The 19,882-nt window shown below is 61.1% G+C and carries 21 protein-coding genes; 2 read left to right on the plus strand and 19 right to left on the minus strand.

Going from position 1 to position 19,882, the window contains the following annotated elements; translation table 11 throughout:
- Nucleotides 1-11 precede the first annotated feature (11 nt).
- From nuoK to rsxA, 18 genes are all read right to left on the minus strand, one after another.
- A complete protein-coding gene (gene nuoK / locus DESUT3_RS20130) occupies nt 12-314 on the minus strand; it encodes an NADH-quinone oxidoreductase subunit NuoK (protein WP_221250284.1) in 303 nt (100 codons plus the stop codon).
- A 26-nt stretch (nt 315-340) separates the two neighbouring features.
- Nucleotides 341-844 carry an NADH-quinone oxidoreductase subunit J gene (locus DESUT3_RS20135; RefSeq protein WP_221250285.1) on the minus strand — a complete coding sequence of 168 codons (504 nt, stop codon included), beginning with the start codon at nt 842-844 and terminating at the stop codon, nt 341-343.
- 21 nt (nt 845-865) lie between these two features.
- Complete coding sequence (locus DESUT3_RS20140) at nt 866-1,261, minus strand: NuoI/complex I 23 kDa subunit family protein (RefSeq protein WP_221250286.1); 396 nt, start codon at nt 1,259-1,261, stop codon at nt 866-868.
- 27 nt (nt 1,262-1,288) lie between these two features.
- A complete protein-coding gene (nuoH, locus tag DESUT3_RS20145) occupies nt 1,289-2,332 on the minus strand; it encodes an NADH-quinone oxidoreductase subunit NuoH (protein ID WP_221250287.1) in 1,044 nt (347 codons plus the stop codon).
- A gap of 47 nt (nt 2,333-2,379) precedes the next feature.
- A complete protein-coding gene (locus DESUT3_RS20150) occupies nt 2,380-3,342 on the minus strand; it encodes a tetratricopeptide repeat protein (protein WP_221250288.1) in 963 nt (320 codons plus the stop codon).
- Nucleotides 3,343-3,361: 19 nt separating this feature from the next.
- On the minus strand, nt 3,362-5,842 hold the full coding sequence (gene nuoG, locus DESUT3_RS20155; protein ID WP_221250289.1) for an NADH-quinone oxidoreductase subunit NuoG: 2,481 nt from the start codon (nt 5,840-5,842) through the stop codon (nt 3,362-3,364).
- Nucleotides 5,843-5,875: 33 nt separating this feature from the next.
- Nucleotides 5,876-7,657, minus strand: coding sequence for an NADH-quinone oxidoreductase subunit NuoF (nuoF, locus tag DESUT3_RS20160; protein ID WP_221250290.1), 1,782 nt, complete (start codon nt 7,655-7,657; stop codon nt 5,876-5,878).
- A 47-nt stretch (nt 7,658-7,704) separates the two neighbouring features.
- Nucleotides 7,705-8,202 (minus strand): NADH-quinone oxidoreductase subunit NuoE, encoded by a 498-nt coding sequence (gene nuoE / locus DESUT3_RS20165; RefSeq protein WP_221250291.1) that lies wholly within the window; start codon nt 8,200-8,202, stop codon nt 7,705-7,707.
- 27 nt (nt 8,203-8,229) lie between these two features.
- Nucleotides 8,230-9,408, minus strand: a complete 1,179-nt coding sequence (gene nuoD, locus DESUT3_RS20170; RefSeq protein ID WP_221250292.1) for an NADH dehydrogenase (quinone) subunit D — start codon at nt 9,406-9,408, stop codon at nt 8,230-8,232.
- Nucleotides 9,409-9,455: 47 nt separating this feature from the next.
- Nucleotides 9,456-9,938: an NADH-quinone oxidoreductase subunit C gene (locus tag DESUT3_RS20175; protein ID WP_221250293.1), complete on the minus strand. Its 483-nt coding sequence runs from the start codon at nt 9,936-9,938 to the stop codon at nt 9,456-9,458.
- A gap of 41 nt (nt 9,939-9,979) precedes the next feature.
- Nucleotides 9,980-10,489 carry a NuoB/complex I 20 kDa subunit family protein gene (locus DESUT3_RS20180; RefSeq protein WP_221250294.1) on the minus strand — a complete coding sequence of 170 codons (510 nt, stop codon included), beginning with the start codon at nt 10,487-10,489 and terminating at the stop codon, nt 9,980-9,982.
- Nucleotides 10,480-10,836 (minus strand): NADH-quinone oxidoreductase subunit A, encoded by a 357-nt coding sequence (locus DESUT3_RS20185; RefSeq protein WP_221250295.1) that lies wholly within the window; start codon nt 10,834-10,836, stop codon nt 10,480-10,482. The genes DESUT3_RS20180 and DESUT3_RS20185 overlap by 10 nt, the downstream gene beginning before the upstream one ends.
- A 345-nt stretch (nt 10,837-11,181) precedes the next feature.
- Nucleotides 11,182-11,778 carry an electron transport complex subunit RsxE gene (gene rsxE, locus DESUT3_RS20190; RefSeq protein WP_221250296.1) on the minus strand — a complete coding sequence of 199 codons (597 nt, stop codon included), beginning with the start codon at nt 11,776-11,778 and terminating at the stop codon, nt 11,182-11,184.
- Entirely contained in the window at nt 11,775-12,377 is a 603-nt protein-coding gene (locus DESUT3_RS20195; RefSeq protein WP_221250297.1) for an RnfABCDGE type electron transport complex subunit G, read from the minus strand. The genes rsxE and DESUT3_RS20195 overlap by 4 nt, the downstream gene beginning before the upstream one ends.
- Nucleotides 12,378-12,386: 9 nt before the next feature.
- Nucleotides 12,387-13,376 (minus strand): RnfABCDGE type electron transport complex subunit D, encoded by a 990-nt coding sequence (locus tag DESUT3_RS20200; RefSeq protein WP_221250298.1) that lies wholly within the window; start codon nt 13,374-13,376, stop codon nt 12,387-12,389.
- A 2-nt stretch (nt 13,377-13,378) separates the two neighbouring features.
- Entirely contained in the window at nt 13,379-14,695 is a 1,317-nt protein-coding gene (rsxC, locus tag DESUT3_RS20205) for an electron transport complex subunit RsxC (RefSeq protein ID WP_221250299.1), read from the minus strand.
- Between the two features lie 22 nt (nt 14,696-14,717).
- On the minus strand, nt 14,718-15,566 hold the full coding sequence (locus DESUT3_RS20210) for an RnfABCDGE type electron transport complex subunit B (protein ID WP_221250300.1): 849 nt from the start codon (nt 15,564-15,566) through the stop codon (nt 14,718-14,720).
- Between the two features lie 72 nt (nt 15,567-15,638).
- Nucleotides 15,639-16,220: an electron transport complex subunit RsxA gene (gene rsxA / locus DESUT3_RS20215; protein WP_221250301.1), complete on the minus strand. Its 582-nt coding sequence runs from the start codon at nt 16,218-16,220 to the stop codon at nt 15,639-15,641.
- Nucleotides 16,221-16,597: 377 nt separating this feature from the next.
- Between rsxA and hemL the strand changes: the two genes are divergently transcribed.
- Entirely contained in the window at nt 16,598-17,881 is a 1,284-nt protein-coding gene (hemL, locus tag DESUT3_RS20220; RefSeq protein ID WP_221250302.1) for a glutamate-1-semialdehyde 2,1-aminomutase, read from the plus strand.
- A 68-nt stretch (nt 17,882-17,949) separates the two neighbouring features.
- Here the strand turns inward: hemL and murB are convergent, their stop codons facing one another.
- On the minus strand, nt 17,950-18,930 hold the full coding sequence (murB, locus tag DESUT3_RS20225) for a UDP-N-acetylmuramate dehydrogenase (RefSeq protein WP_225911573.1): 981 nt from the start codon (nt 18,928-18,930) through the stop codon (nt 17,950-17,952).
- Between the two features lie 141 nt (nt 18,931-19,071).
- On the opposite strand from murB, the gene DESUT3_RS20230 reads away from it, so the two are divergent.
- A complete protein-coding gene (locus tag DESUT3_RS20230; RefSeq protein WP_221250304.1) occupies nt 19,072-19,833 on the plus strand; it encodes an RNA methyltransferase in 762 nt (253 codons plus the stop codon).
- The last annotated feature ends 49 nt before the right edge of the window (nt 19,834-19,882 follow it).

Genomic DNA, 19,882 nt, shown 5'->3' on the forward strand with positions numbered 1-19,882 from the left:
CGGGCAGGCGCTCACCATTTAAGCATGTTGATTTCGTCGACGTCGATGGACTCTTTGTTCCTGAAGAAGGTGATCATCAGGGCGAGCCCTACCGCAGCTTCTGCGGCCGCGACGGTCATGACGAAGAATACGAAAATCTGACCGTCGATGTTCCCCATGAAGTGGGAAAGAGCGATGAAGGAGAGGTTGACGCCGTTGAGCATCAGTTCGATGCACATAAAGATGACGATTGCATTTTTCCGGGTCAGAACCCCAAAGGTGCCCAGAGCGAAAAGAATCGCGCTGACAGTCATGTAATGGTGAACGGTAATCATGGCAGGTCTCCTGTCCTTATCTATGGCTAGACTTCCCTCTTGGCCAGCACCACGGCACCGATGATGGCAACCAGGAGCAGGATAGAGGTGATTTCAAAGGGAAGAAGAAAATCGGTGAACAGGGCCTTGCCGATGGCTTCGGTATGCCCCCCGGTGGCAGCGATGTCTTCCGCGAGCGAACCCTGTGCCCCCGTGGCCCCGCCCTTGTTCAGGAAGTAGAGTGCCTGGATCAGCACCAGCACCGCCGCCCCGATGCCCCAGACCACGCTGTGACTGCTGACCTGCCGCGTGGCGGTTCCCAGGTTGAGCAGCATGATGACAAAAACGATCAGAACGATGATGGCACCGGCGTAGACCATAATCTGAATGGCGGCCATGAAGGGTGCGTGAAGCATGACGTAAAAGACCGCCAGGCAGACGAAGGTCATGACCAGTGAGATGGCACTGTTGACCGGGCTTTTGCACTTGACCACCAAAAATCCGGAAAGGACGGCAACCAAGGCGACCAGATAGAAAAACAGAAGTTCCATGGTATCAACGCTCCTATTTGGTTACTTGAGAAGTCGCTCTTTGGTGAATTCGAAGTCTTCCCGCTTGTAGTTGGCCAGCTCGTAAGTGCCGGTCATCTCGATCGCCTCCACCGGGCAGGCCTCAACGCAGTAGCCGCAGAAGATGCAACGGAGCAGATCGATCTTGTAGACCCTGGGGTATTTCTCCCCCTTCTCGTTCTCGGCCGATTCGACGGTGATGCACTTGGCGGGGCATACCGTCGGGCAGAGGTAGCAGGCCACGCACTTCTCCCGGTCCTGGGTCGGAACCAGGCGGTGCAGGCCCCGGAAACGGTCGGAGGGCTTCAGCTTTTCAGTAGGATACTGGACCGTGGTCGAATGCCCCGGGAGCAGGTGTTTGAAGGTAATGCTCAGACCTTTGGCAAACTCTCTAAACATGGGCCTATCCTCTTGTATGGATATTGATCACTGAAGGATGACGACAACGATGCCGGTCAGCACAATGTTAGCCAGTGACAGGGGGATGAACACCTTCCACCCCATGGTCATCAACTGGTCGTAGCGCACGCGGGGGAAGGTGGCGCGCAGCCAGATGAAGAAGAACATGAAGGCGAAGACCTTCAGCAGAAGGTTGATAGCACCGGGAAAGGGCCCATGCCAGCCGCCGAGGAACAGGGTGGCGGCGATGGCGGAGATCACCACCATATTGGCGTATTCGGCCATGAAAAACAGGGCGTACTTCATGGACGAGTATTCGGTACAGAAACCGGACACCAGTTCGGTTTCCGCTTCGGGCAGGTCGAAGGGAGTCCGGTTGATTTCCGCCAGGCCGCAGATGACGAACAGGCCGAAGGCGAGCGGCTGGGAAAAGATATACCAGTTGGGCAGAAAGGAGATGCTGCCCCACAGCGGCCCCATCTGGGCTGATACGATGCCGCGCAGGCTCAGGGTTTCGGAGAGCATGAACACCGCGATAATCGACAGGCCGGCGGCGAGTTCATAGGAGACCATCTGGGCCGAGGAGCGTATGCCGCCCAGCAGAGAATATTTGCTGTTGGAGGCCCAGCCGGCCAAGACAATGCCGTAGACCCCAAGGCCGGCCATGGCCAGGATGTAGAGAATACCGACGTTCAGGTCGGTGATCTGTTGGGAGATGATGTAATCACCAATCACCAGATCGGGACCGAAGGGGACGACCGCCACTGTGATGAAGGCCGGCACCAGGATCATCATGGGAGCAAGCAGGAAGGGGACCTTGCTGGCCTCGGAAGGGATGATGTCTTCCTTGAAGAACAGCTTGAGGCCGTCGGCAATCGGCTGCAGCAGGCCATGCCACCCGGTGCGCATGGGCCCGAGGCGGGTCTGCATGTGGCCGATGACCTTACGCTCGACCCAGGTGGCGTAGGCGACAATCAGGATCACCACCACGAAGACGGCCAGAATCTTGACCAGCATGGATGCCAGAAACAGGGGGACATTGTTTGAGAGGCTCAACACTTCAGGCGTCATGACAATCCTCTTCCTTGAACGTTTTGGGTATCGTTAGGCTTAAAGGCTTAGAAACCGGGTTTGTGTGGCGTTTTAAGTTCGCCGAGGTGCTTTTCCAGGTACCGGGCGTCACGGTTGTTGGGATTAAAAGATAGAGCCTTGGCAACGGCATCCCGGGCGCCGTCCAACAAGTCGAGTTGCATGTAGCACTCGGCGATTCGCACAAAGGTATCCGAGTCCTTGGGATTGAGCTTGAGCACCTCGTTGTAGGAGCTGATCGCCTCGCTGAATTCTCCCGTCTTCCGGTAGGCCTCGCCCAGCATGTAATAGCCCGGAGCGAACCTGCTGCTGTTTTCCACCGAACCGCGGAACTGCTCGATGGCGTCGGAGAGATCCCCCGTTTTCATGAGGGCCATTCCCAGTTCAAAACGAGCCGCGGTGTAGGAGGGGCTGATCTCCACGACCAGCCGGAACTGCTCGATCGCTTCCTCGACCTGCCCCTGCTGGGAGAGCACCATGCCGAGGATGTACAGGGCACGGGTATACTGAGGGTTGATCTTGATCGCCGCGGCCAACTCCTCCCGGGCCCGGTCCAGGTCGGAATTGCGCAGATAGGAAAGCCCCAGCCGGTAATGGGTTTCGGCGCTGCCGGGATTCAGGCTCAGGGCCTTACTGAAGCTTTCGATGCTGCCGGCAAGGTCCCCCAGTCCGTACTGGGCCATGCCCAGTTTGAAGTACACCCGGAACGGTTCCTTTTCCCCGGCCAGGGCCTTGTTGAAGACATCGATCGCCTGCTGCAGGTCCCCTCTGTCGTAGAGGGCCAGCCCCTTGTAGTAGTACCCCTTGCTGAAACCGGGGGTGAGGGTCACCGCTTCGTCCCAGAGCTTGATGGCCTCGTCGATCAATCCACGATGGTAATGGTCGAGAGCGCGCTGGTGAATAAACTCGACGTTATTCCCCAGGTTCACACCGCATTGGTCGCAGAATTTCGCCCTTGCGGATACGGCCGCCTTGCACTTGGGACAGTCCATAACCTCTCCTGCCTGGAGACTACTTGCTCAGTTCAACAGCAACTGCGGTTTCGCCCTGATAGAGGCGGTTCAGCCCGGCACTGGCAAAATGGTAGGGAGCGAACACGACCCCTTTGGGCAGCCGGGTGCCAATTTTTGCCTTGAGTTTGAGCTCTACGCCATTGCCCTTGACATTCAGCGTGTCGCCCTCCTGAACCTTGAGAGCTGCCGCATCCTCGCGGCCCAGTTCGAGGTAGGGCTCGGCCACCACGGCATTGGGCCCCTGAGCCCTGGTGCTGACGGTACCACTGTGGTAAAGCGCACTGCCGGTCACCAACTGGTAGGCGGCGGCCAGCCCCTGGGCAGCAGCTACAGGCACGACCCGCTTGTGCGCCGGGGCGAACTCCTCGCCGCCCCAAACCACGCCCTGGGGGCCGATCTGGGAAAACTCGATTCCCTTGTAATTGGGGGAGTTATTCACAATATCACTGAATACGGCAGCCGGCCCGGTGTAGCTGACCTGATTGCCGAGGCGCGCGGCAAGCATTTCGAAGATGGCGAAATCGGTTTTCGCTTCCCCCGGGGGGGCAATCCCCGGGCGCACCCGCTGAATTCGCCGCTCGGCGTTGGTAAAGGTGCCATCCTTTTCGGCAAAGGATGCGGCCGGCAGGACCACGTCGGCCTGCTGCGCAGTCGGGGACAGGAACAGGTCCTGAACCACCAAAAACGAAACCTTGCTCAGCGCAGCTTCCACCATGCTCCGGTTCGGATAGGAGGTCAGCGGATCTTCACCTACCACATAGAGCGCGGAAAGGTTTTCGCCAGCTGCCTGCTTGAGCATTTCCTGGACGCCCAGCCCGCCCTTCTGCGGCAGGATCCCCAAGTCGACGGCGCCCTGGCTGTTGGCCTTCTCCCCGCAGAGGTAAAGACCGCTACCGGATCTTCCGGCAACTCCGGTAAGCAGCGCCAGGTTGGCGGCAGCTACTGCCAGCTCTTTGCTTTGCGCGGTATAGGGAAGCCCGTAGGCCAGCAGGATCGCAGCTTTTTTGGCGGCCCCCAGTTGGCGGGCGGCGGCCTTGATGGACTCAGCGCCAACGCCGGTGATCGCTTCAGCTTTTTCCGGAGTACAGGTAGCCAGGGAAGTTTTCAGTGCCTCCACGCCCTCGATGCCTTCGGTAACCGCCAGGCCCTCGGCGAGCAGCACCTGGGCCATGGCGTTGAGAACCGTGACCTCGGTGCCGGGCTTGGCCAACAGGGTCTTGGCGTGGGGCAGTTTAGTGAATTTCCCCTTTTTGTCCGAAAGGACAGTCAGATGGGCGTCGTTGCGCTTGACCGCCTGGTTGACCACCATCCCGAAAACCGGATGGGTTTCGTAGAAATCCGAACGGATCGAGAGAATGGCATCACACTGCTCTACCTGGGGGAAGGTGCCCAGCGATGCGCTCACCCCGAGGGTCTCCATGAATCCTTCGGTCAGGCCCTTGTAGCACTCACCCCCCGAGTGGTCCAGGTTGGCGGTACCGAACCCCTTGGCCAGATTCTTCAGGAGAAAGAACTCCTCGTTGGTCAGGCGGGCGCCGGAAATAATCCCCAGGCCCTTTTCGGCCTTGGCTTTCTTGAATCCCTCGACCACCGCCTCGGCCGCTTCCTGCCAGCTGACCTCGACAAGTTGTCCGTCCTTGCGCACCAGGGGTTTTTTCAGCCGCTCGTCACTGTTGACGTAAGAGTAACCGAAGCGGCCCCGAACGCAGAGGTTGCCGTCGTTGACCCCGGTCTTGTCATTGAAGCGGATGGTCTGAACCTTGTTGTCCATGACCCCCAGGGTCACGGTGCAGCCGTTGCCGCAGTATCCGCAGACCGAGTCGACCTCCTTGAGTTGCCAAGGGCGGGCCTTGAACTTGAAGGGACGGGGCAGGATCGCCCCCACCGGGCACATGGAAACGCACTGGCCGCAGAATTCGCAGTTGAGGCCGCGGTCAAAAGCGGTGGCAATCTTGGTTTCAAACCCGCGATTGATGAAGGAATAGGAACCGTAGCCGACGATTTCGTCGCAGACCCTGGCGCACTTGCCGCACAAAACACAGCGGTTCATGTTGCGCTCGATCAGCGGGTTGACCTCGTCGGTAGGCAGGTCGAACTTAACCCCCTCGAAGCGGTTGCTGACCACCTCGTACTCATAGGTCAGATCCTGCAGGTCGCATTCACCCCCCTTGTCGCAGACCGGGCATTCCACCACGTGGTTGACCAGCAGGAACTCGAGAACGGTTTTACGCACCTTGCGGATTTCGTCGGAGGTGGTCTTGACCACCATCCCTTCGGTGACCGGCGTGGTACAGGAAGGAATCAGCCGCCCCTTCATCTGCTCGACCTCGACCAGGCAGACCCGGCAGGCACCGTAGGGGAGAAGTTTCTTGGCGTAACACAGAACCGGGATATCGACCCCCGCCTGCTTGGCGGCCTCGTAGATCGTAGCCGTCTTGCTTACCGTTACCTGCTTGCCGTCAATCGTAAGATTTACCATCTTGACCTCGTATCGAATCAGCTAAGAAACCGGCTACTCAATCGCCATGAAACGGCAGGCATCATAACAGGAGGTGCATTTGGTACATTTCTCCTTATCAATGATCGCCAATTGCCCTTTCTCCCACCGTACAGCATCCACCGGACAGACCTTGAAGCAGAGACCGCACTTCTTGCAGGCGTTGTCGATGACCTCGAACTTGAGCAGCGGCTTGCAGCTGTGCGAAGGGCACTGTTTTTCCTTGATGTGCGCCTCGTATTCGTGGCGGAAATAGCGGATGGTGGAAAGAACCGGGTTGGGTGCCGTCTGTCCCAGGCCGCACAGCGAGCTCTTCTTGATGTCGTAGGCCATGTCCTGGAGCAGTTCGATGTCTCCCTCGCTACCCTCGCCGGAACAGATCCGCTCGAGGATCTCGAGCATGATCTTCAGGCCGATGCGGCAGGGAATACACTTGCCGCAGGATTCGACGCGGGTGAAGTTGAGGAAGAAGCGGGCGATATCGACCATGCAGGTGGTCTCGTCCATGACCACCAGGCCGCCCGAGCCCATCATGGCGCCGGCTTTGATCAGCGAGTCGTAGTCGACCTGGGCATCCAGAGCCTCGGCGGGCAGGCACCCGCCGGAGGGGCCACCGGCCTGCACGGCCTTGAACTTGCGATTGTTGAGGATGCCGCCGCAGACGTCGTAGATGACTTCCTTCATGGTCGTGCCGGCAGGGACCTCGACCAGACCGGTGTGCTTGACCTTGCCGGTGAGGGCGAAAATCTTGGTCCCCTTGGTCCCCTCGGTGCCGATAGAGGAGTACCAGTCCGCGCCGTTATAGAAGATGTAGGAGACGTTGGCGAAGGTCTCGACGTTGTTGATGTTGGTCGGCTTGCCCCAGAGGCCGCGCACCGCCGGGAACGGCGGACGGGGCCGGGACATGCCGCGCTGGCCTTCGATGGAGGCCATCAACGCGGTTTCCTCGCCGCAGACGAAGGCGCCGGCGCCGGCCTTGATGCGCATGTCGAAATCGAACCCGAGCCCCATGGCATTTTTGCCGAGGAAACCTTTTTCGTAGCAGGTGTCGATGGCTTTCTGCAGGCGTTTGATGGCCAGCGGGTATTCGGCGCGACAATAGACGTAACCGAAGGTGCAGCCGATGGCGTAGGCGCCGATCATCATCCCTTCGATAAGCCCGTAGGGGTCACCTTCGAGGATGGAGCGGTCCATGAACGCCCCTGGGTCGCCTTCGTCGGCGTTGCAGATCAGGTATTTTTCCTTGCCGGGCGAAGCCTTGCAGAACGACCACTTGACGCCGGTAGGGAAGCCGCCGCCCCCTCGACCCCTCAGTCCCGAGCGCTTGACCTCCTCAATAACCTCCTCGGGCTTCATGGTGACCGCCTTCTTGATCCCTTCAAAACCCCGGTGGGCGAGAAAGTCATCGAGGCTTTCGGCATTGACCGTACCACAACGGGAGAAAATGATGCGCTGCTGCTTTTCGAGGAACTTGGCGTAGTAGGGGCCAGCTTTTTTCTTTTCGACCACCTGGTTGTTGAGGACATGTTCCTCGACGATCTGCGTGACAAGCTCCGGGGTGACGAAGTCGTAAGTCACCGCCTCCTGACCGGGCAGTTGAACGTCAACCAGAACGTCGTTGGCGCAAAGACCGCGGCAACCTGTACCGATCACCTCGCAGCGCTTGCCGACTTTGGCCTCGACGCCGTGTTTTTTGAACTCGGCTTCGAAGGCGTCTGCCACCGCCTTGGCACCCGAGGCGAGCCCCCCGGTACCCTGACAGATGAGAACCTTGATATTTTCAGCATTCTCGGCCATTTGCAAAATCCCCGATTCGCGATTGGGTTGGAATTGGTTGGACCGTCTCAGTCCATCTTCATGTATTTTTGAATGACGTCGTCCATCTTCTGAACCGACAGGCTGCCATAGGTAGCATCGTTGACCATGATGACCGGAGCCATGCCGCAGGCCCCAATACAGGCAACGTACTCGGCGGTGAACTTGAGGTCCTCGGTGGTTTCGGCATGCCCGATCCCCAACCGCTCCTTGAGGGTGTCGGCGATTCGCCCGGCGCCCTTGACGTGGCAGGCGGTGCCCATGCAGACCCGGACAATATATTTGCCCCGTGGTTCCAGGTGAAACTGGGCGTAAAAGGTCAGCACCCCGTAGATCTGGCTGGTGTAGACGTTCAGACGCTCCGCCACCAGGTGCACGGTGGGCTCGGGAATGTATCCATAGACCTCCTGGATTTCCTGCAGCACCGGCATCAACGCCCCGTGCATGTCCAGATATTTGTCGATAACCTGGTTGGCGCCGGTCAGATCGACTTCCTGCTCCTGCACCTTTTCCGCTACTTCGCTCATGAGATTACCTCTCCTTATCCAGACCCGTTACCGGTCGATCTCGCCAAGGACGATGTCCAGAGTGCCAATGACCGCAACCACGTCGGCCAGCAGGGACCCTTCGACCATCTGCGGAAGCGCCTGCAGGTTGACAAAGGAAGGCGGACGGATCTTCATGCGGTAAGGCTTGGGCGAACCGTCGGAGACCAGGTAATAGCCGAGTACCCCCTTGGGTGCCTCGACCTCCTGGTAAATATCCCCGGCGGCGGGCTTGAATCCCTCGGTGACGATCTTGAAATGATGGATAAGACCCTCGATGGTATTGACCACTTTCTGCTTTGGCGGCAGGCATACCTTTGGCGCATCAGCGAGAATCGGGCCTGGTTGAAGCCGGTCAAGCGCCTGAGTGATAATTTTGCAGGATTCGCGCATCTCCACCAAGCGAACCTGATAACGTGCCCAAGTGTCACAATCCTCGTGGGTGGGGACGACGAAATCATAGTTTTCGTAACCGCTGTAGGGATTGTCGCGACGCAGGTCCCAGTCAACACCGGAGGCACGCAGAGCGGGACCGGTCAAGCCGATATCAATGGCATCCTCGGCACTGATCACCCCGACCTTCTGGGTTCGCTTCTGCCAGATCTTGTTGCCGGTCAACAATCCCTCATAGGTGTCGATGTGCCCGGGCATAGCTTCGACAAAGGCACGGATTTCCTTATCCAGCCCCTCGGGGAGGTCAGCGGAGAGCCCACCCACCCGGAAATAGTTGGAGGTCATGCGGGCGCCTGAGATCTTTTCGTAAAATCCCATAATGTTTTCACGCTCGCGGAAGCAGTAGATGAAAACGGTCATGGCACCGATATCAAGGCCGTGACAGGCCAGCCAGACCAGGTGACTCTTGAGCCTGGTCAGTTCTGCCATGATCACTCGAATGGTCTTTGCCCGCTCGGGGATGGCGTCGGTGAGGCCGAGCAGTTTCTCCACCGCCAGCACATAGCCGAGGTTGTTGCTCATCGGGGCCAGATAGTCGAGCCGGTCGGTCAGCGGGATCACCTGGTGGTAATTGCGGTGCTCGGAGAGCTTCTCGACCCCGCGATGCAGAAAGCCGATATGGGGGGTCGCCTTCACCACCCGCTCGCCGTCGAGCTCGAGAAGCAGACGCAGAACGCCGTGGGTGGAGGGGTGCTGGGGCCCCATGTTGACGGTCATTATTTCAGTCGTAGCCATAATAAACCTCTTCTATCCTGGAAAAGGTGATCGTCCTGGTGAAGTACCTACGAAACCCGCCCCTGGTAAGGCTGCCGGTCGGGCCCCTGTACCGGGTAATCCTTGCGCAGGGGATGCCCCTCGTAATCGTCGGTCATCAGGATCCGCCGCAGGTCGGGGTGGTTGCGGAAAGAGATCCCCATCAGGTCCCAGCACTCGCGCTCATGCCAGTTGGCGGTCGCCCAGACCCCGGAGACGGTCTCCACCACCGGGTCGCTCTCTTCCACGGGCACTTTGATGCGCAGATACTGCTTGGTCGATACATTGAAGAGGTTGTAGACCACCATGAAGCGGGGCGCCTTGCCCAGGTAGTCGACCCCACAGAGATCGCAGAGCAGATTGAACCCCAGCTCCTTCTTCAAAAAGGAGCCGATGGCCACGATATCCTCTTTCTTGACGGTAACGCTGGTATCGCCACGAAACTCGACGACGTCCAGGACCGAACCGGAGAACTTCTCCTTCAACTTGCCAACGGCAACATGCTCGCTCATATTTTCGTCCCTATTCCGTTTAAGTCCGGCACCTGGATCGATCAGGCCACGGTAATGCGCTCGCCAACACCGATGGCCGCGCCGAAGGAGTTGCGCTCCTGCATGATCTTGTCCTGCAACTTCATGATGCCGTAGAGCAGACCCTCGGGACGCGGAGGACACCCCGGGATGTAGACATCCACAGGCAGAGCCTCGTCAATGCCCTGCACCGTGCTGTAGGTATCGAAAATGCCGCCAGAACAGGCGCAGGCCCCCATGGCAATGACATAGCGGGGCTCGGGCATCTGCTCGTAAACGGTCTGAATGACCGGGAGCATCTTCTTGGTGACGGTTCCGGCAATGATAATTACATCGGCCTGGCGGGGCGAGGCGCGGAACAGGACCCCGAAGCGGTCCAGGTCGAAGCGGGCGGCACCGGTCGCCATCATCTCGATGGCGCAACAGGCAAGACCAAAGGTCATCGGCCAGAGCGACCGGGACCGGGACCAGTTGACCAGCTTGTCCAGACTGGTAGTAATGAAATTATTTCCCAGCGTTTGATCTACTCCCATTCCAGCGCTCCTTTTTTCCAGACGTAGATATAACCGATGAGAAGGATCAGGATAAAGACACCCATCTCAACGAAACCGAACAGTCCAAGACGCTTGAACATCACCGCCCAGGGATACAGGAAAACCGCCTCGATGTCGAAGAGAATAAACAACATGGCAATGATGTAGAACTTGACGGAGAATCGCTCGCGGGCGGAGCCGACGGGGGGCATGCCGCATTCGTATGGCGCCAACTTGACCGCGCTGGGCTTTTTCTGCCCAACCAGCCCTGAGAAGACGACGGAGCCTATGGCGAACGCGAAGGCGAGACCGACGAGAACGAGTATCGGCAGATAACTCTCTAGCATGGACAGCTCCTCCCAAGAAATGTTAATTTTTAGCGGATATAGCGTATTGTTTACGTTATTTGGCGGACTGCAAGTTAAGATAAATTAAACCCTTTGTCAAGGAAAAAATACAGTATACTGTATGCACTTAAAGATATCGGAACATCCCGAAATCAGGGGACATTAAGGAGAGAACACGGGCAGGAAACGGTCCGCAGGGGAGGGAGACGGGCGGACCACCGCGGACCTGCCGCTGGCGCAGTTGGGTGGGCAATTGAAGAACGCCCGCAGAAGACAGCTAAAACAGCTATCACTACGGGCGTTTCGGGTCAAGTAATTTTTCTGGAAAACCGGCCCGGCCCCGCACTAACGACCGCGTGCAGCGTCGATGCGGTTCATCCCGGCCAAAAGGAGCCCGAGGGCAATGAAGGCGCCGGGCGGCAGGATCATCAGCAAAAAGGGCTGATAGTGGGCGCCGAAAAGGGAGACCCCGAGAATTGACCCCGAACCGAACAGTTCGCGGACCGCCCCGAGGATAAACAGGGCCAGGGTGAACCCGAGCCCCATGCCCGCGCCGTCAACCACCGAGGGGAGCACGGAGTTTTTCGAAGCATAGGCCTCGGCGCGACCAAGAATGAGGCAGTTGACCACGATCAGAGGGATGAAAATGCCCAGCGCCTTGTACAGATCATAGACGTAAGCCTCCATGGAGAGTTGGACCACGGTCACGAACGAGGCGATGATCACTATGTAGGCGGGGATACGCACCTGGGCCGGGATCAGCTTGCGCAGCAGCGATACCACGATGTTGGAACACAGCAGCACAAAGGTGGTGGCCAGGCCCATCCCCAGGCCGTTTTCGGCGCTGGTGGTCACCGCGAGGGTGGGACACAATCCCAGAAGCAGCCGAAATACCGCATTCTCCCGCCAGATCCCCTTGCTGAATTCGCCGATCAGATTCATCCCCCAACTCCTTGCGCAACCACCTGTTCCCGGTGTTCCTGATAGAATTGCAGACCGGCGGCAACCGCCTTGACCACCGCACGCGGCGAAATCGTCGCGCCGGTGATCTGGTCGAACTGGCCACCGTCTTTTTTGACGCGCCAGTCGGCGTTTTCCAGGTTTTTCCCGGCAAACTGCTGCTTGAACCAGCCCTGGGCTATCTTGTCTCCCAGGCCGGGGGTTTCCGCGTGGGTCAGGATCTCGATCCCGACCACGCTGCCGTCGGGAAGAATCCCCACCATGATTTCGATGTTGCCGCTGTAGCCCTCCGGGGCGACCACCTTGAAGGCGATCCCGGCAAGCTCTTCGCCCTTGCGGCCACGGTAGAAGACCCGGGAGAGATCGCGCCCCTTCTTGTCTTTGCCGACCACCAGGCTGACGCTATCCTGGTCTGGACTGTTGTCGATTTCGGGCAGGACGGCCTGCAGCGCCTTGAGCGTTTCCTGGCGGCGCTGCTCGGCTATCGGCTCGCGGGTAACGGCTTCGACCAGCGAAAGGATCAACCCGGCACCGGCGGCAATCAGGGTCAGAGCAAGGGCCAGGCGTGCTATGTCTTTCATGCGCAGTCCTTATGCCTTTTCAGCAACATAGCCGAATTTCTTCGGCCGGGTGTAACGATCGATAAGCGGCGTTGCGGCGTTCATCAGCAGGATCGCGAAAGAAACACCCTCGGGATAGCCGCCGAACAGACGAATGAGCACCGTGATCACCCCGCAGCCGACTCCGAACACCACCATTCCGCGGGTGGTCACCGGGGATGAAACCATGTCCGTGGCCATATAGAAAGCACCAAGGACCAGACCTCCCGTCACCAGGTGAAAGAGCGGGCTGGGGTATTTGGCCGGATCGACCAGCCAGAAAACGCCGGAAAGCAGCACCACGGAGCCGACAAAGCTCAAAGGGATGTGCCAGGTAAGAATCTTTTTCCAGAACAGATAGGCCGCCCCCAGCAGCAGGGCCAGGGCCGAGACCTCGCCGAGGCACCCCGCCATGTTGCCGACAAAATAGTTGCCCAACCCCTGCTGCAGCGTTTCGGGCATCTTGCCGGTCAGCATGACCGCGGTTTTCCAATCTCCCAGAGGGGTGGCGCTGGTCACCGAGTCGAGCCCGGAACCCAGGGGGGCCGGTGCGGTCCAACTGGTCATCTGCACGGGAAAGGAGACCAGCAGCACCACCCTGGCCACCAGGGCCGGGTTGAAGGGGTTGTAGCCCAGCCCTCCGTAGACCTGCTTGCCGATGACGATGGCCACGGCGCTGCCCAGCAGGGCCAGCCACCAGGAACTGGCGGGAGGCAGATTGAGGGCGAGCAGGATCCCGGTAAGGGCGGCACTTCCATCACCGACGGTGACCGGGCGGCGCATCAGCTTCTGGGCAAGGGCCTCGAACCCGACACAGCCGGCAGTACACAGGACCAGCACCCACAGAGCCGGCAAACCGAAAAAGTAGACGGACACCGCACAGGCGGGAAGCAGGGCGTAGATCACCGCGCGCATCACCCGGTCGGTGGTTTCCCGGGCGCTTAGATGGGGCGAGGACGAGAGATAGAGCTGCCTTTCCACGGTTAGACCTTCCTCCTCTTGGCCAGAATAGCCCCCTTGGCGTAACGGATGGCCTGGACCAGCGGCAGGGTGGCGGGGCAGATGTAGGTGCAGCAGCCGCACTCGATGCAGTCCATGGCGCCGTATTCTTCGGCCTCGGAAATGAAATCCAGCCGGGCGTAGGCGGCGATGGTGGTGGGCATGATGCGCGCCGGGCAGGCCTGCACGCAGCGGCCGCAGCGGATGCAGGGCCCTTCGGAGCGCAGCGGCACGTCCCCGGCGCCGAACAGCAGCAGACCCGAGGTGCCGCGGGTGGCGGGAACCTCGAGGGACAACTGGGCGGACCCCATCATCGGGCCACCCATGATGATCTTGGCCGGCTCGCCTTTGACCCCACCACAGAACTGGACCAGGTGGGCCAGGGGGGTGCCGATGCGGATACGCAGGTTTTTCGGCTCGGCAACCAAGGGCCCACTGACGGTGCAGATGCGCTCGACCAGCGGCCGGCCATGCAGCACCGCGTCCGCCACGGCGGCGGCGGTTCCGACATTCTGCACCACCACGCCAACATCCATCGGCAGCCCCCCGGAGGGGACCTCGCGACCGGTGATGGCGAGAATCAGCTGTTTTTCCGCCCCCTGCGGGTACTTGACCTCGAGCGGCACGACCTCGATGCCGCGCCCGGTGCAGGCCTGGCTCATCAGGTCGATGGCATCGGGTTTGTTGGCCTCGATGCCGATATACACGCGGCTGACCCCGAGCACCTTGCGCAGGATGTCAACACCAGCCAGGACATCGTCCGGCTGCTCCAGCATCAGCCGGTGGTCGGCGGTCAGAAACGGCTCGCATTCCACCCCGTTGAGAATCAGGGTGTCGATCTTTTTGCCCTCGGGAGGGGAGAGCTTGACATGGGCCGGGAAAGTGGCACCGCCCATGCCGACGATCCCCGCCGCGCGGATTTTCTCGCGCAGCTGATCGGCGGAGAGCGCTTCGGGATCCCCGGGCTCGAGCCCTTCGACCCAGCGGTCTTCCCCGTCGGGGCGAATCACCACCGCCGGCAGGGCCTTACCCGATGGGTGAAGCCGCGGCTCGACCGCCACCACCTCGCCGGAACTCGGAGCGTGGACCGGCACCGACACAAACCCCTTGGCCTGGCCGATCACCTGGCCTTTTTTCACCAGATCCCCCTTCTGCACGCAGACCTCGGCGGGAGCGCCGATGTGCTGCGCCATGGGGACCACCAGTTCCTCGGGCAGGGGGCAGGTTTCGATCGGCTTGTGCTCCGACCACCGCTTGTTGTCCGGCGGATGAAGGCCGCCGGGAAATGTCTTTAGCTTCATCACTGAACTCTTGGTTTGGGCTTCAGGCAGCCGCCCCGGGGGCAACCCCGCAGGTTGGCGGAGCGAAACTGCTCCCCTCGGGATAGCCGTCCACGAAATCGCGGATGCATTTGGTCGGGCACTTCTCCACCGCCGGAGCGGCCAACTGGTGATGCTCGTAGGTGACCCGGGCCAGGAAATTTTCTATGACATAGGCCTCGGGGGCGGTCTTTTTGCAGATCTGGCAGGCGATGCAGCCGACCTGGCAGTACTTGCGCACCAGCGCCCCCTTGTCGGTGCTGTTGCACAGCACGTGCACGGTCGCATCGAGCGGGGTCATGCGGATGACCGAACGCGGGCAGGCCGCCACGCACTTGCGGCAACCGGTGCACTTCTCGCGGCTGATCACCGCTAGGCCCTCGGCGGTCATTTCGATGGCGCCAAAGGGGCAGACCCGGGCACAGGTCCCCAGTCCCAGACACCCCCCGGGGCAGGCCTTGGGCCCGTCGGCGATCTTCTGGGCGGCGTTGCAGTCATGCAGGCCGAGGTAACGGTACTTGGCCTGAGCCTTGGCGTTGTCACCCTGGCAGAGCACCACCGCCACCTGGGGGTCGGCGCTCACCGGAGCGATGCCCAGGATGTTGGCGATCTTTTCCGCTGCACCGGCGCCGCCCGGCGGACAGTCTGCCGGCCCGGCCTGGCCGGCAACCACCGCCTTGGCATAACCGCCACAGCCCGGATAGCCGCAGGCACCGCAGTTGGCGCCCGGCAGCACTTCGAGGACCGCCAACTCGCGCGGATCGATTTCGACGGCGAATTTCTTGGCGGCAAATCCGAGAGCGACCGCCGCCGACAGGCCGATGCCGCCCAGACTCATGATGGCTTCAAGCATAGAAAAACCTCATAGAATTCAGAATTCCGAAGGCCGAAGACGTACCGCTCTCCTGACTCCCGGATTCTGCCCTTACCCCTTGACCAACCCGGCGAACCCCATGAAGGCCAGAGACAACAGGCCGGCGGTCACCAGGGCGATGGCGGTCCCCCGAAAACTTTTCGGCACCGGGCACAGATCGACCCGCTCGCGCAGCCCGGCGAACAGCACCAGCGCCAGAGTGAAACCGAGCGCCGCCCCGAGGGCGAACACGACCCCCTCGAGGAAGGAGTAGTCCTTCTGAATATTGAGCACCGCCAACCCCAGCACCGCACAGTTGGTGGTAATCAGCGGCAGAAAGATCCCCAGCGACTGGTAAAGGACCGGACTGACCTTCTGCACCACCATCTCCACCAACTGCACCAGTGAGGCGATCACCAGGATAAAGGCGATGGTCTGCAGATATTCGATGCCCAGCGGAATCAGGACGAAATATTGGATAAACCAAGTGACCACGGTAGCCACGGTCATGACGAAGGTCACTGCCATCCCCATGCCGACGGAAGTCTCCACCTTCTTGGACACCCCCATGAAGGGGCAGATCCCAAGAAACCGGGCCAGCACGAAATTGTTTACGAATACGGCACTTACCAGTATCAGCAGAAGTTCCACCATGGTCCTGGACACCTTCTCGTTGAAATGCGAATCCAAGTTGCAAATGGTCAGACCAGTGTTTATAAAATACCCGGGTCCGGCATGTCAAACTTTTTATTTATCAGCACATTCCGCAAATGCAAGCGGCTCGCCCGAGCCCCGGCGAGCCGCTTCCGATTTGCGCCCCGCCCTCCCGCGCGCAAGCCACCCTCGGTTCTGTGCGGGCCCGCCGCCAAGCCTCGCCAAGGCATCCTGCAATCCCGGCGGACCCATTCTTGACAAGGACTGGGCCCTGTGTTAAGCACTCAGCTTATTCCCATTGCCGCCGCCGAACAGGCCTCGACCTGGAACCGGGGCATCCACCAGCCAACCCAGCCTATTTAATAGAAAGGGGCCCCATGAACCACCAGCAATCCTCACAGCTGTTCGCCAAGGCCAAGACGGTAATTCCCGGCGGCGTCAACAGCCCGGTACGAGCCTTCCAATCTGTGGGCTGCGACCCCATCTTCATCAGTCGCGCCGAAGGCTCCCGCATCTACGACGTGGATGGCAACGGCTACATTGATTACGTCGGCTCCTGGGGCCCGATGATCCTGGGCCACTGCCATCCCAAGGTGGTCGAGGCGATCCGCCAGACCGCCAGCGACGGAGCCTCCTTCGGCGCCCCCACCGCCCGCGAGATCGAGTTGGCCGAACTGGTCTGCGCCGCCTACCCCAACATCGAAAAGGTGCGCATGGTCTCCTCGGGGACCGAGGCGACCATGAGCGCCATCCGCCTGGCCCGCGGCTATACCGGCCGGGACAAGATCCTCAAGTTCGACGGCTGCTACCACGGTCATGCCGACTCGCTGCTGGTCAAGGCCGGCAGTGGCGCCGCCACCTTCGGGGTCCCCACCTCGCCGGGCGTTCCCGCCGATTTCGCCAAACACACCCTGACCGCCACCTACAACGACCTGGAGGATGTCAAGGCGATCGCCGCGGCCAACCAGGGGCAGATCGCCTGCATCATCATCGAGCCCATCGCCGGCAACATGGGTTGCGTTCCTCCCCGGCCAGGGTTCCTCGAAGGGCTGCGCCAGCTTTGTGACCAGGAAGGCATCGTGCTGATCATCGACGAGGTGATGACCGGCTTCCGGGTCGCCTACGGCGGCGCCCAGGAGCGCTTCGGGGTGCGCGGCGACCTGGTCTGCCTGGGCAAGATCATCGGCGGCGGGCTCCCCGTCGGCGCCTTCGGGGGCAAAAAGGAGATCATGGAGAAACTCTCCCCCGAGGGGGGCGTCTACCAGGCCGGCACCCTCTCCGGCAACCCCCTGGCGATGAGCGCCGGGATCGCCACCCTGAAGCTGCTCCAGCAGGAGGGCTTCTACCAGAGCATCGAGGAGAAAAGCGCCTACCTCGAAAAAGGGCTGCTCGAGGCCGCCAAGCTGAGCCCGGTCCCCACCTGTCTGCAGCGGGTCGGGGGCATGTTCTGCACCTTCTTCCACCCGGGCCCGGTTTATTCCTTCGCCGATGCGGTCAAAAGCGACACCCAGGCCTTCGGCAAATTCTTCCGCAGCATGCTTGAATCAGGCATCAACCTCGCCCCCTCCCAGTTCGAGGCGGGATTCATGAGCGCCGCCCACAGCACCGAAGACCTGGACCGCACCATCGAGGCCGCCGCCAGGGCCTTCCAGAGCCTCTAGCCGGCCCCCGCCAGTAGCCGCCAAGGCCCGGCGCCCACTACAGGACGCCGGGCCTTTTTCCATCCCGCCTACCCTGCCTGATCAGCCGGCAGGATTTCGCCGTCGGCGCGAACGTAGCGCACCTCGCAGCGCAGCTCATAGCCGATCCTGGCCCGGACCGCCTGGCGAACCTGGCCGATGAGCGCCAGAACGTCCCGGGCGCTGGCCTCCCCCAGGTTCACGATGAAGTTGGCATGTCGGGACGATACCTCGGCGCCGCCGATGCGAACCCCCTTGAGACCGGCCTCCTCGATGACCCGGCCCGGCGGTCCGACCGTTGCGTGCATCTCGGCGTTGCTCAGAAAAACCGACCCACAGTTAGGCTGCTTGAGAGGGAACTTGCCGCGCCGCTCGCGCAGATCGAGCAGCATCTGGCGTCGGATGGCGCCGCGGTCTCCGGGCGGACACTCCAGTTCTACCTCCACAACCACCGCCCCCGTCCCCTGCAGGGCGCTCTGCCGGTAGCCGAACCGGCAGGCCTGCCGATCCAGGACCGCAAAGACCCCCTCTCGATCCACCACCCGGACCTTCCTGACCAGCTCGCCGATGCCCCGGCGGTGGCTGCCGCCATTCATCACCACCAGCCCCCCCAGAGTTCCGGGGATGCCGATGGCGTGCTCCAGGCCGGCCAGCCCGGCCTGCATCGTCCGGCGGGCCAGCTGCGGCACCCAGACGCCGGCCTCGGCGAAGATCCGCGGGCCGCTGACCTCGATGCGCGCCAGCTTGGCCCCAAGCCTCAGGACCACCCCGCGCAGGCCGGCATCGGCGAAGAGCAGATTGCTCCCCTGGCCGATGACCACCAGGGGGATCCCGGCCTGCCGCACCGCAGCGACCAGGGCGGCCACCTGCACCGGGGTGCGCGGTTCCACCAGCAGATCGGCCGGGCCGCCAATCCGCCAGGTGCTGCACCGGGCCAGGGGAAAATCAAAGAAGCAATCCCCAAGCTCCAGCCCCGCCAGACGTTCCAGTTTTCGCCGATATCCATTTTTCCGTTCTTGCGATCCAGTCACAGCCATAATGCTCCCGCCTCCGTGAACCGGCCGCCGCGCCGGCAGCCCCAAGTTTAACCGATTTTTGCCCCAGTGCGGGAGCCTGAAATGGGCGCACGATGCCGCTGGCCATTTTCCCCAACTTCCATTATGCTGGCGCCCATGAGTGCATCGAACGACACAGCGGCCAGCCCAAGCAGCATCTCGCTCATCCTGGTCGAACCCCAATCCCCGGGCAATATCGGCATGGTCTGCCGCGCTATGGCCAATTTTGGGGTCAGTGACCTGCGCCTGGTCAACCCCTGCCAGCACCTGCACCCCGAAGCCCGCAAGTTTGCCGTGAGCGCCGCGCCCCTGCTGGGAACTGCACGGTTGTTCCCCTCCCTGGAGGAGGCCATCGGCGATCTGCACACCGCGGTAGCCGCCACCCGCCGCGGCGGGCAGCGGCGCGGAGCCCCCCTGGTGGCCCGCCAGCTGCCCGAACTGCTCGCCGGCGTCCCTGCGCTGGGGTTCGGGCTGGTGCTGGGCCGGGAGGATTCCGGCCTCACCAGCGCCGAAGTCGCCCTGTGCACGCATACGGTAACCATCCCCTCGGAACCCGAACGCGGCTCATTGAACCTCGCCCAGGCCACCCTGCTGCTGCTCTATGAAATCTATGTCGGCACCCATGGTTGCCCCCCTTTGAATGTCGACCCCCCTGCTCCTCTCGCCGAGGTGGAGCCGATGCTCGGACAGATGGAACTGGTGCTGAATCGGATTGCCTTCCTGAACCCCGAGCAGCCCGACACGGTGCTGAATTCGCTGCGGAGGATATTCCAGCGCGCCGCGCTCTCCGGGCGCGACGTCGCCGTGCTGCGGGGCATGTGGAGCCAGCTCGCCTGGAGTATTCGCGACTGGCGGGGGCGCAAACGCGGCGAGGGCTGATTACCGCCAAAAAGCGGTTGACATTCGCCAGATTCCTGTGCTATTCAAA

Origin of the sequence: Desulfuromonas versatilis (assembly GCF_019704135.1) — a bacterium.
Taxonomy (GTDB): Bacteria; Desulfobacterota; Desulfuromonadia; order Desulfuromonadales; family NIT-T3; genus Desulfuromonas_A; species Desulfuromonas_A versatilis.

Excerpts from the sequence above, each read along its gene's own strand:
- nuoK (WP_221250284.1), bottom strand. The coding sequence starts at position 314 with ATGATTACCGTTCACCATTACATGACTGTCAGCGCGATTCTTTTCGCT.
- DESUT3_RS20135 (WP_221250285.1), bottom strand. The coding sequence starts at position 844 with ATGGAACTTCTGTTTTTCTATCTGGTCGCCTTGGTTGCCGTCCTTTCC.
- DESUT3_RS20140 (WP_221250286.1), bottom strand. The coding sequence starts at position 1,261 with ATGTTTAGAGAGTTTGCCAAAGGTCTGAGCATTACCTTCAAACACCTG.
- nuoH (WP_221250287.1), bottom strand. The coding sequence starts at position 2,332 with ATGACGCCTGAAGTGTTGAGCCTCTCAAACAATGTCCCCCTGTTTCTG.
- DESUT3_RS20150 (WP_221250288.1), bottom strand. The coding sequence starts at position 3,342 with ATGGACTGTCCCAAGTGCAAGGCGGCCGTATCCGCAAGGGCGAAATTC.
- nuoG (WP_221250289.1), bottom strand. The coding sequence starts at position 5,842 with ATGGTAAATCTTACGATTGACGGCAAGCAGGTAACGGTAAGCAAGACG.
- nuoF (WP_221250290.1), bottom strand. The coding sequence starts at position 7,657 with ATGGCCGAGAATGCTGAAAATATCAAGGTTCTCATCTGTCAGGGTACC.
- nuoE (WP_221250291.1), bottom strand. The coding sequence starts at position 8,202 with ATGAGCGAAGTAGCGGAAAAGGTGCAGGAGCAGGAAGTCGATCTGACC.
- nuoD (WP_221250292.1), bottom strand. The coding sequence starts at position 9,408 with ATGGCTACGACTGAAATAATGACCGTCAACATGGGGCCCCAGCACCCC.
- DESUT3_RS20175 (WP_221250293.1), bottom strand. The coding sequence starts at position 9,938 with ATGAGCGAGCATGTTGCCGTTGGCAAGTTGAAGGAGAAGTTCTCCGGT.
- DESUT3_RS20180 (WP_221250294.1), bottom strand. The coding sequence starts at position 10,489 with ATGGGAGTAGATCAAACGCTGGGAAATAATTTCATTACTACCAGTCTG.
- DESUT3_RS20185 (WP_221250295.1), bottom strand. The coding sequence starts at position 10,836 with ATGCTAGAGAGTTATCTGCCGATACTCGTTCTCGTCGGTCTCGCCTTC.
- rsxE (WP_221250296.1), bottom strand. The coding sequence starts at position 11,778 with ATGAATCTGATCGGCGAATTCAGCAAGGGGATCTGGCGGGAGAATGCG.
- DESUT3_RS20195 (WP_221250297.1), bottom strand. The coding sequence starts at position 12,377 with ATGAAAGACATAGCACGCCTGGCCCTTGCTCTGACCCTGATTGCCGCC.
- rsxC (WP_221250299.1), bottom strand. The coding sequence starts at position 14,695 with ATGAAGCTAAAGACATTTCCCGGCGGCCTTCATCCGCCGGACAACAAG.
- DESUT3_RS20210 (WP_221250300.1), bottom strand. The coding sequence starts at position 15,566 with ATGCTTGAAGCCATCATGAGTCTGGGCGGCATCGGCCTGTCGGCGGCG.
- rsxA (WP_221250301.1), bottom strand. The coding sequence starts at position 16,220 with ATGGTGGAACTTCTGCTGATACTGGTAAGTGCCGTATTCGTAAACAAT.
- hemL (WP_221250302.1), top strand. The coding sequence starts at position 16,598 with ATGAACCACCAGCAATCCTCACAGCTGTTCGCCAAGGCCAAGACGGTA.
- DESUT3_RS20230 (WP_221250304.1), top strand. The coding sequence starts at position 19,072 with ATGAGTGCATCGAACGACACAGCGGCCAGCCCAAGCAGCATCTCGCTC.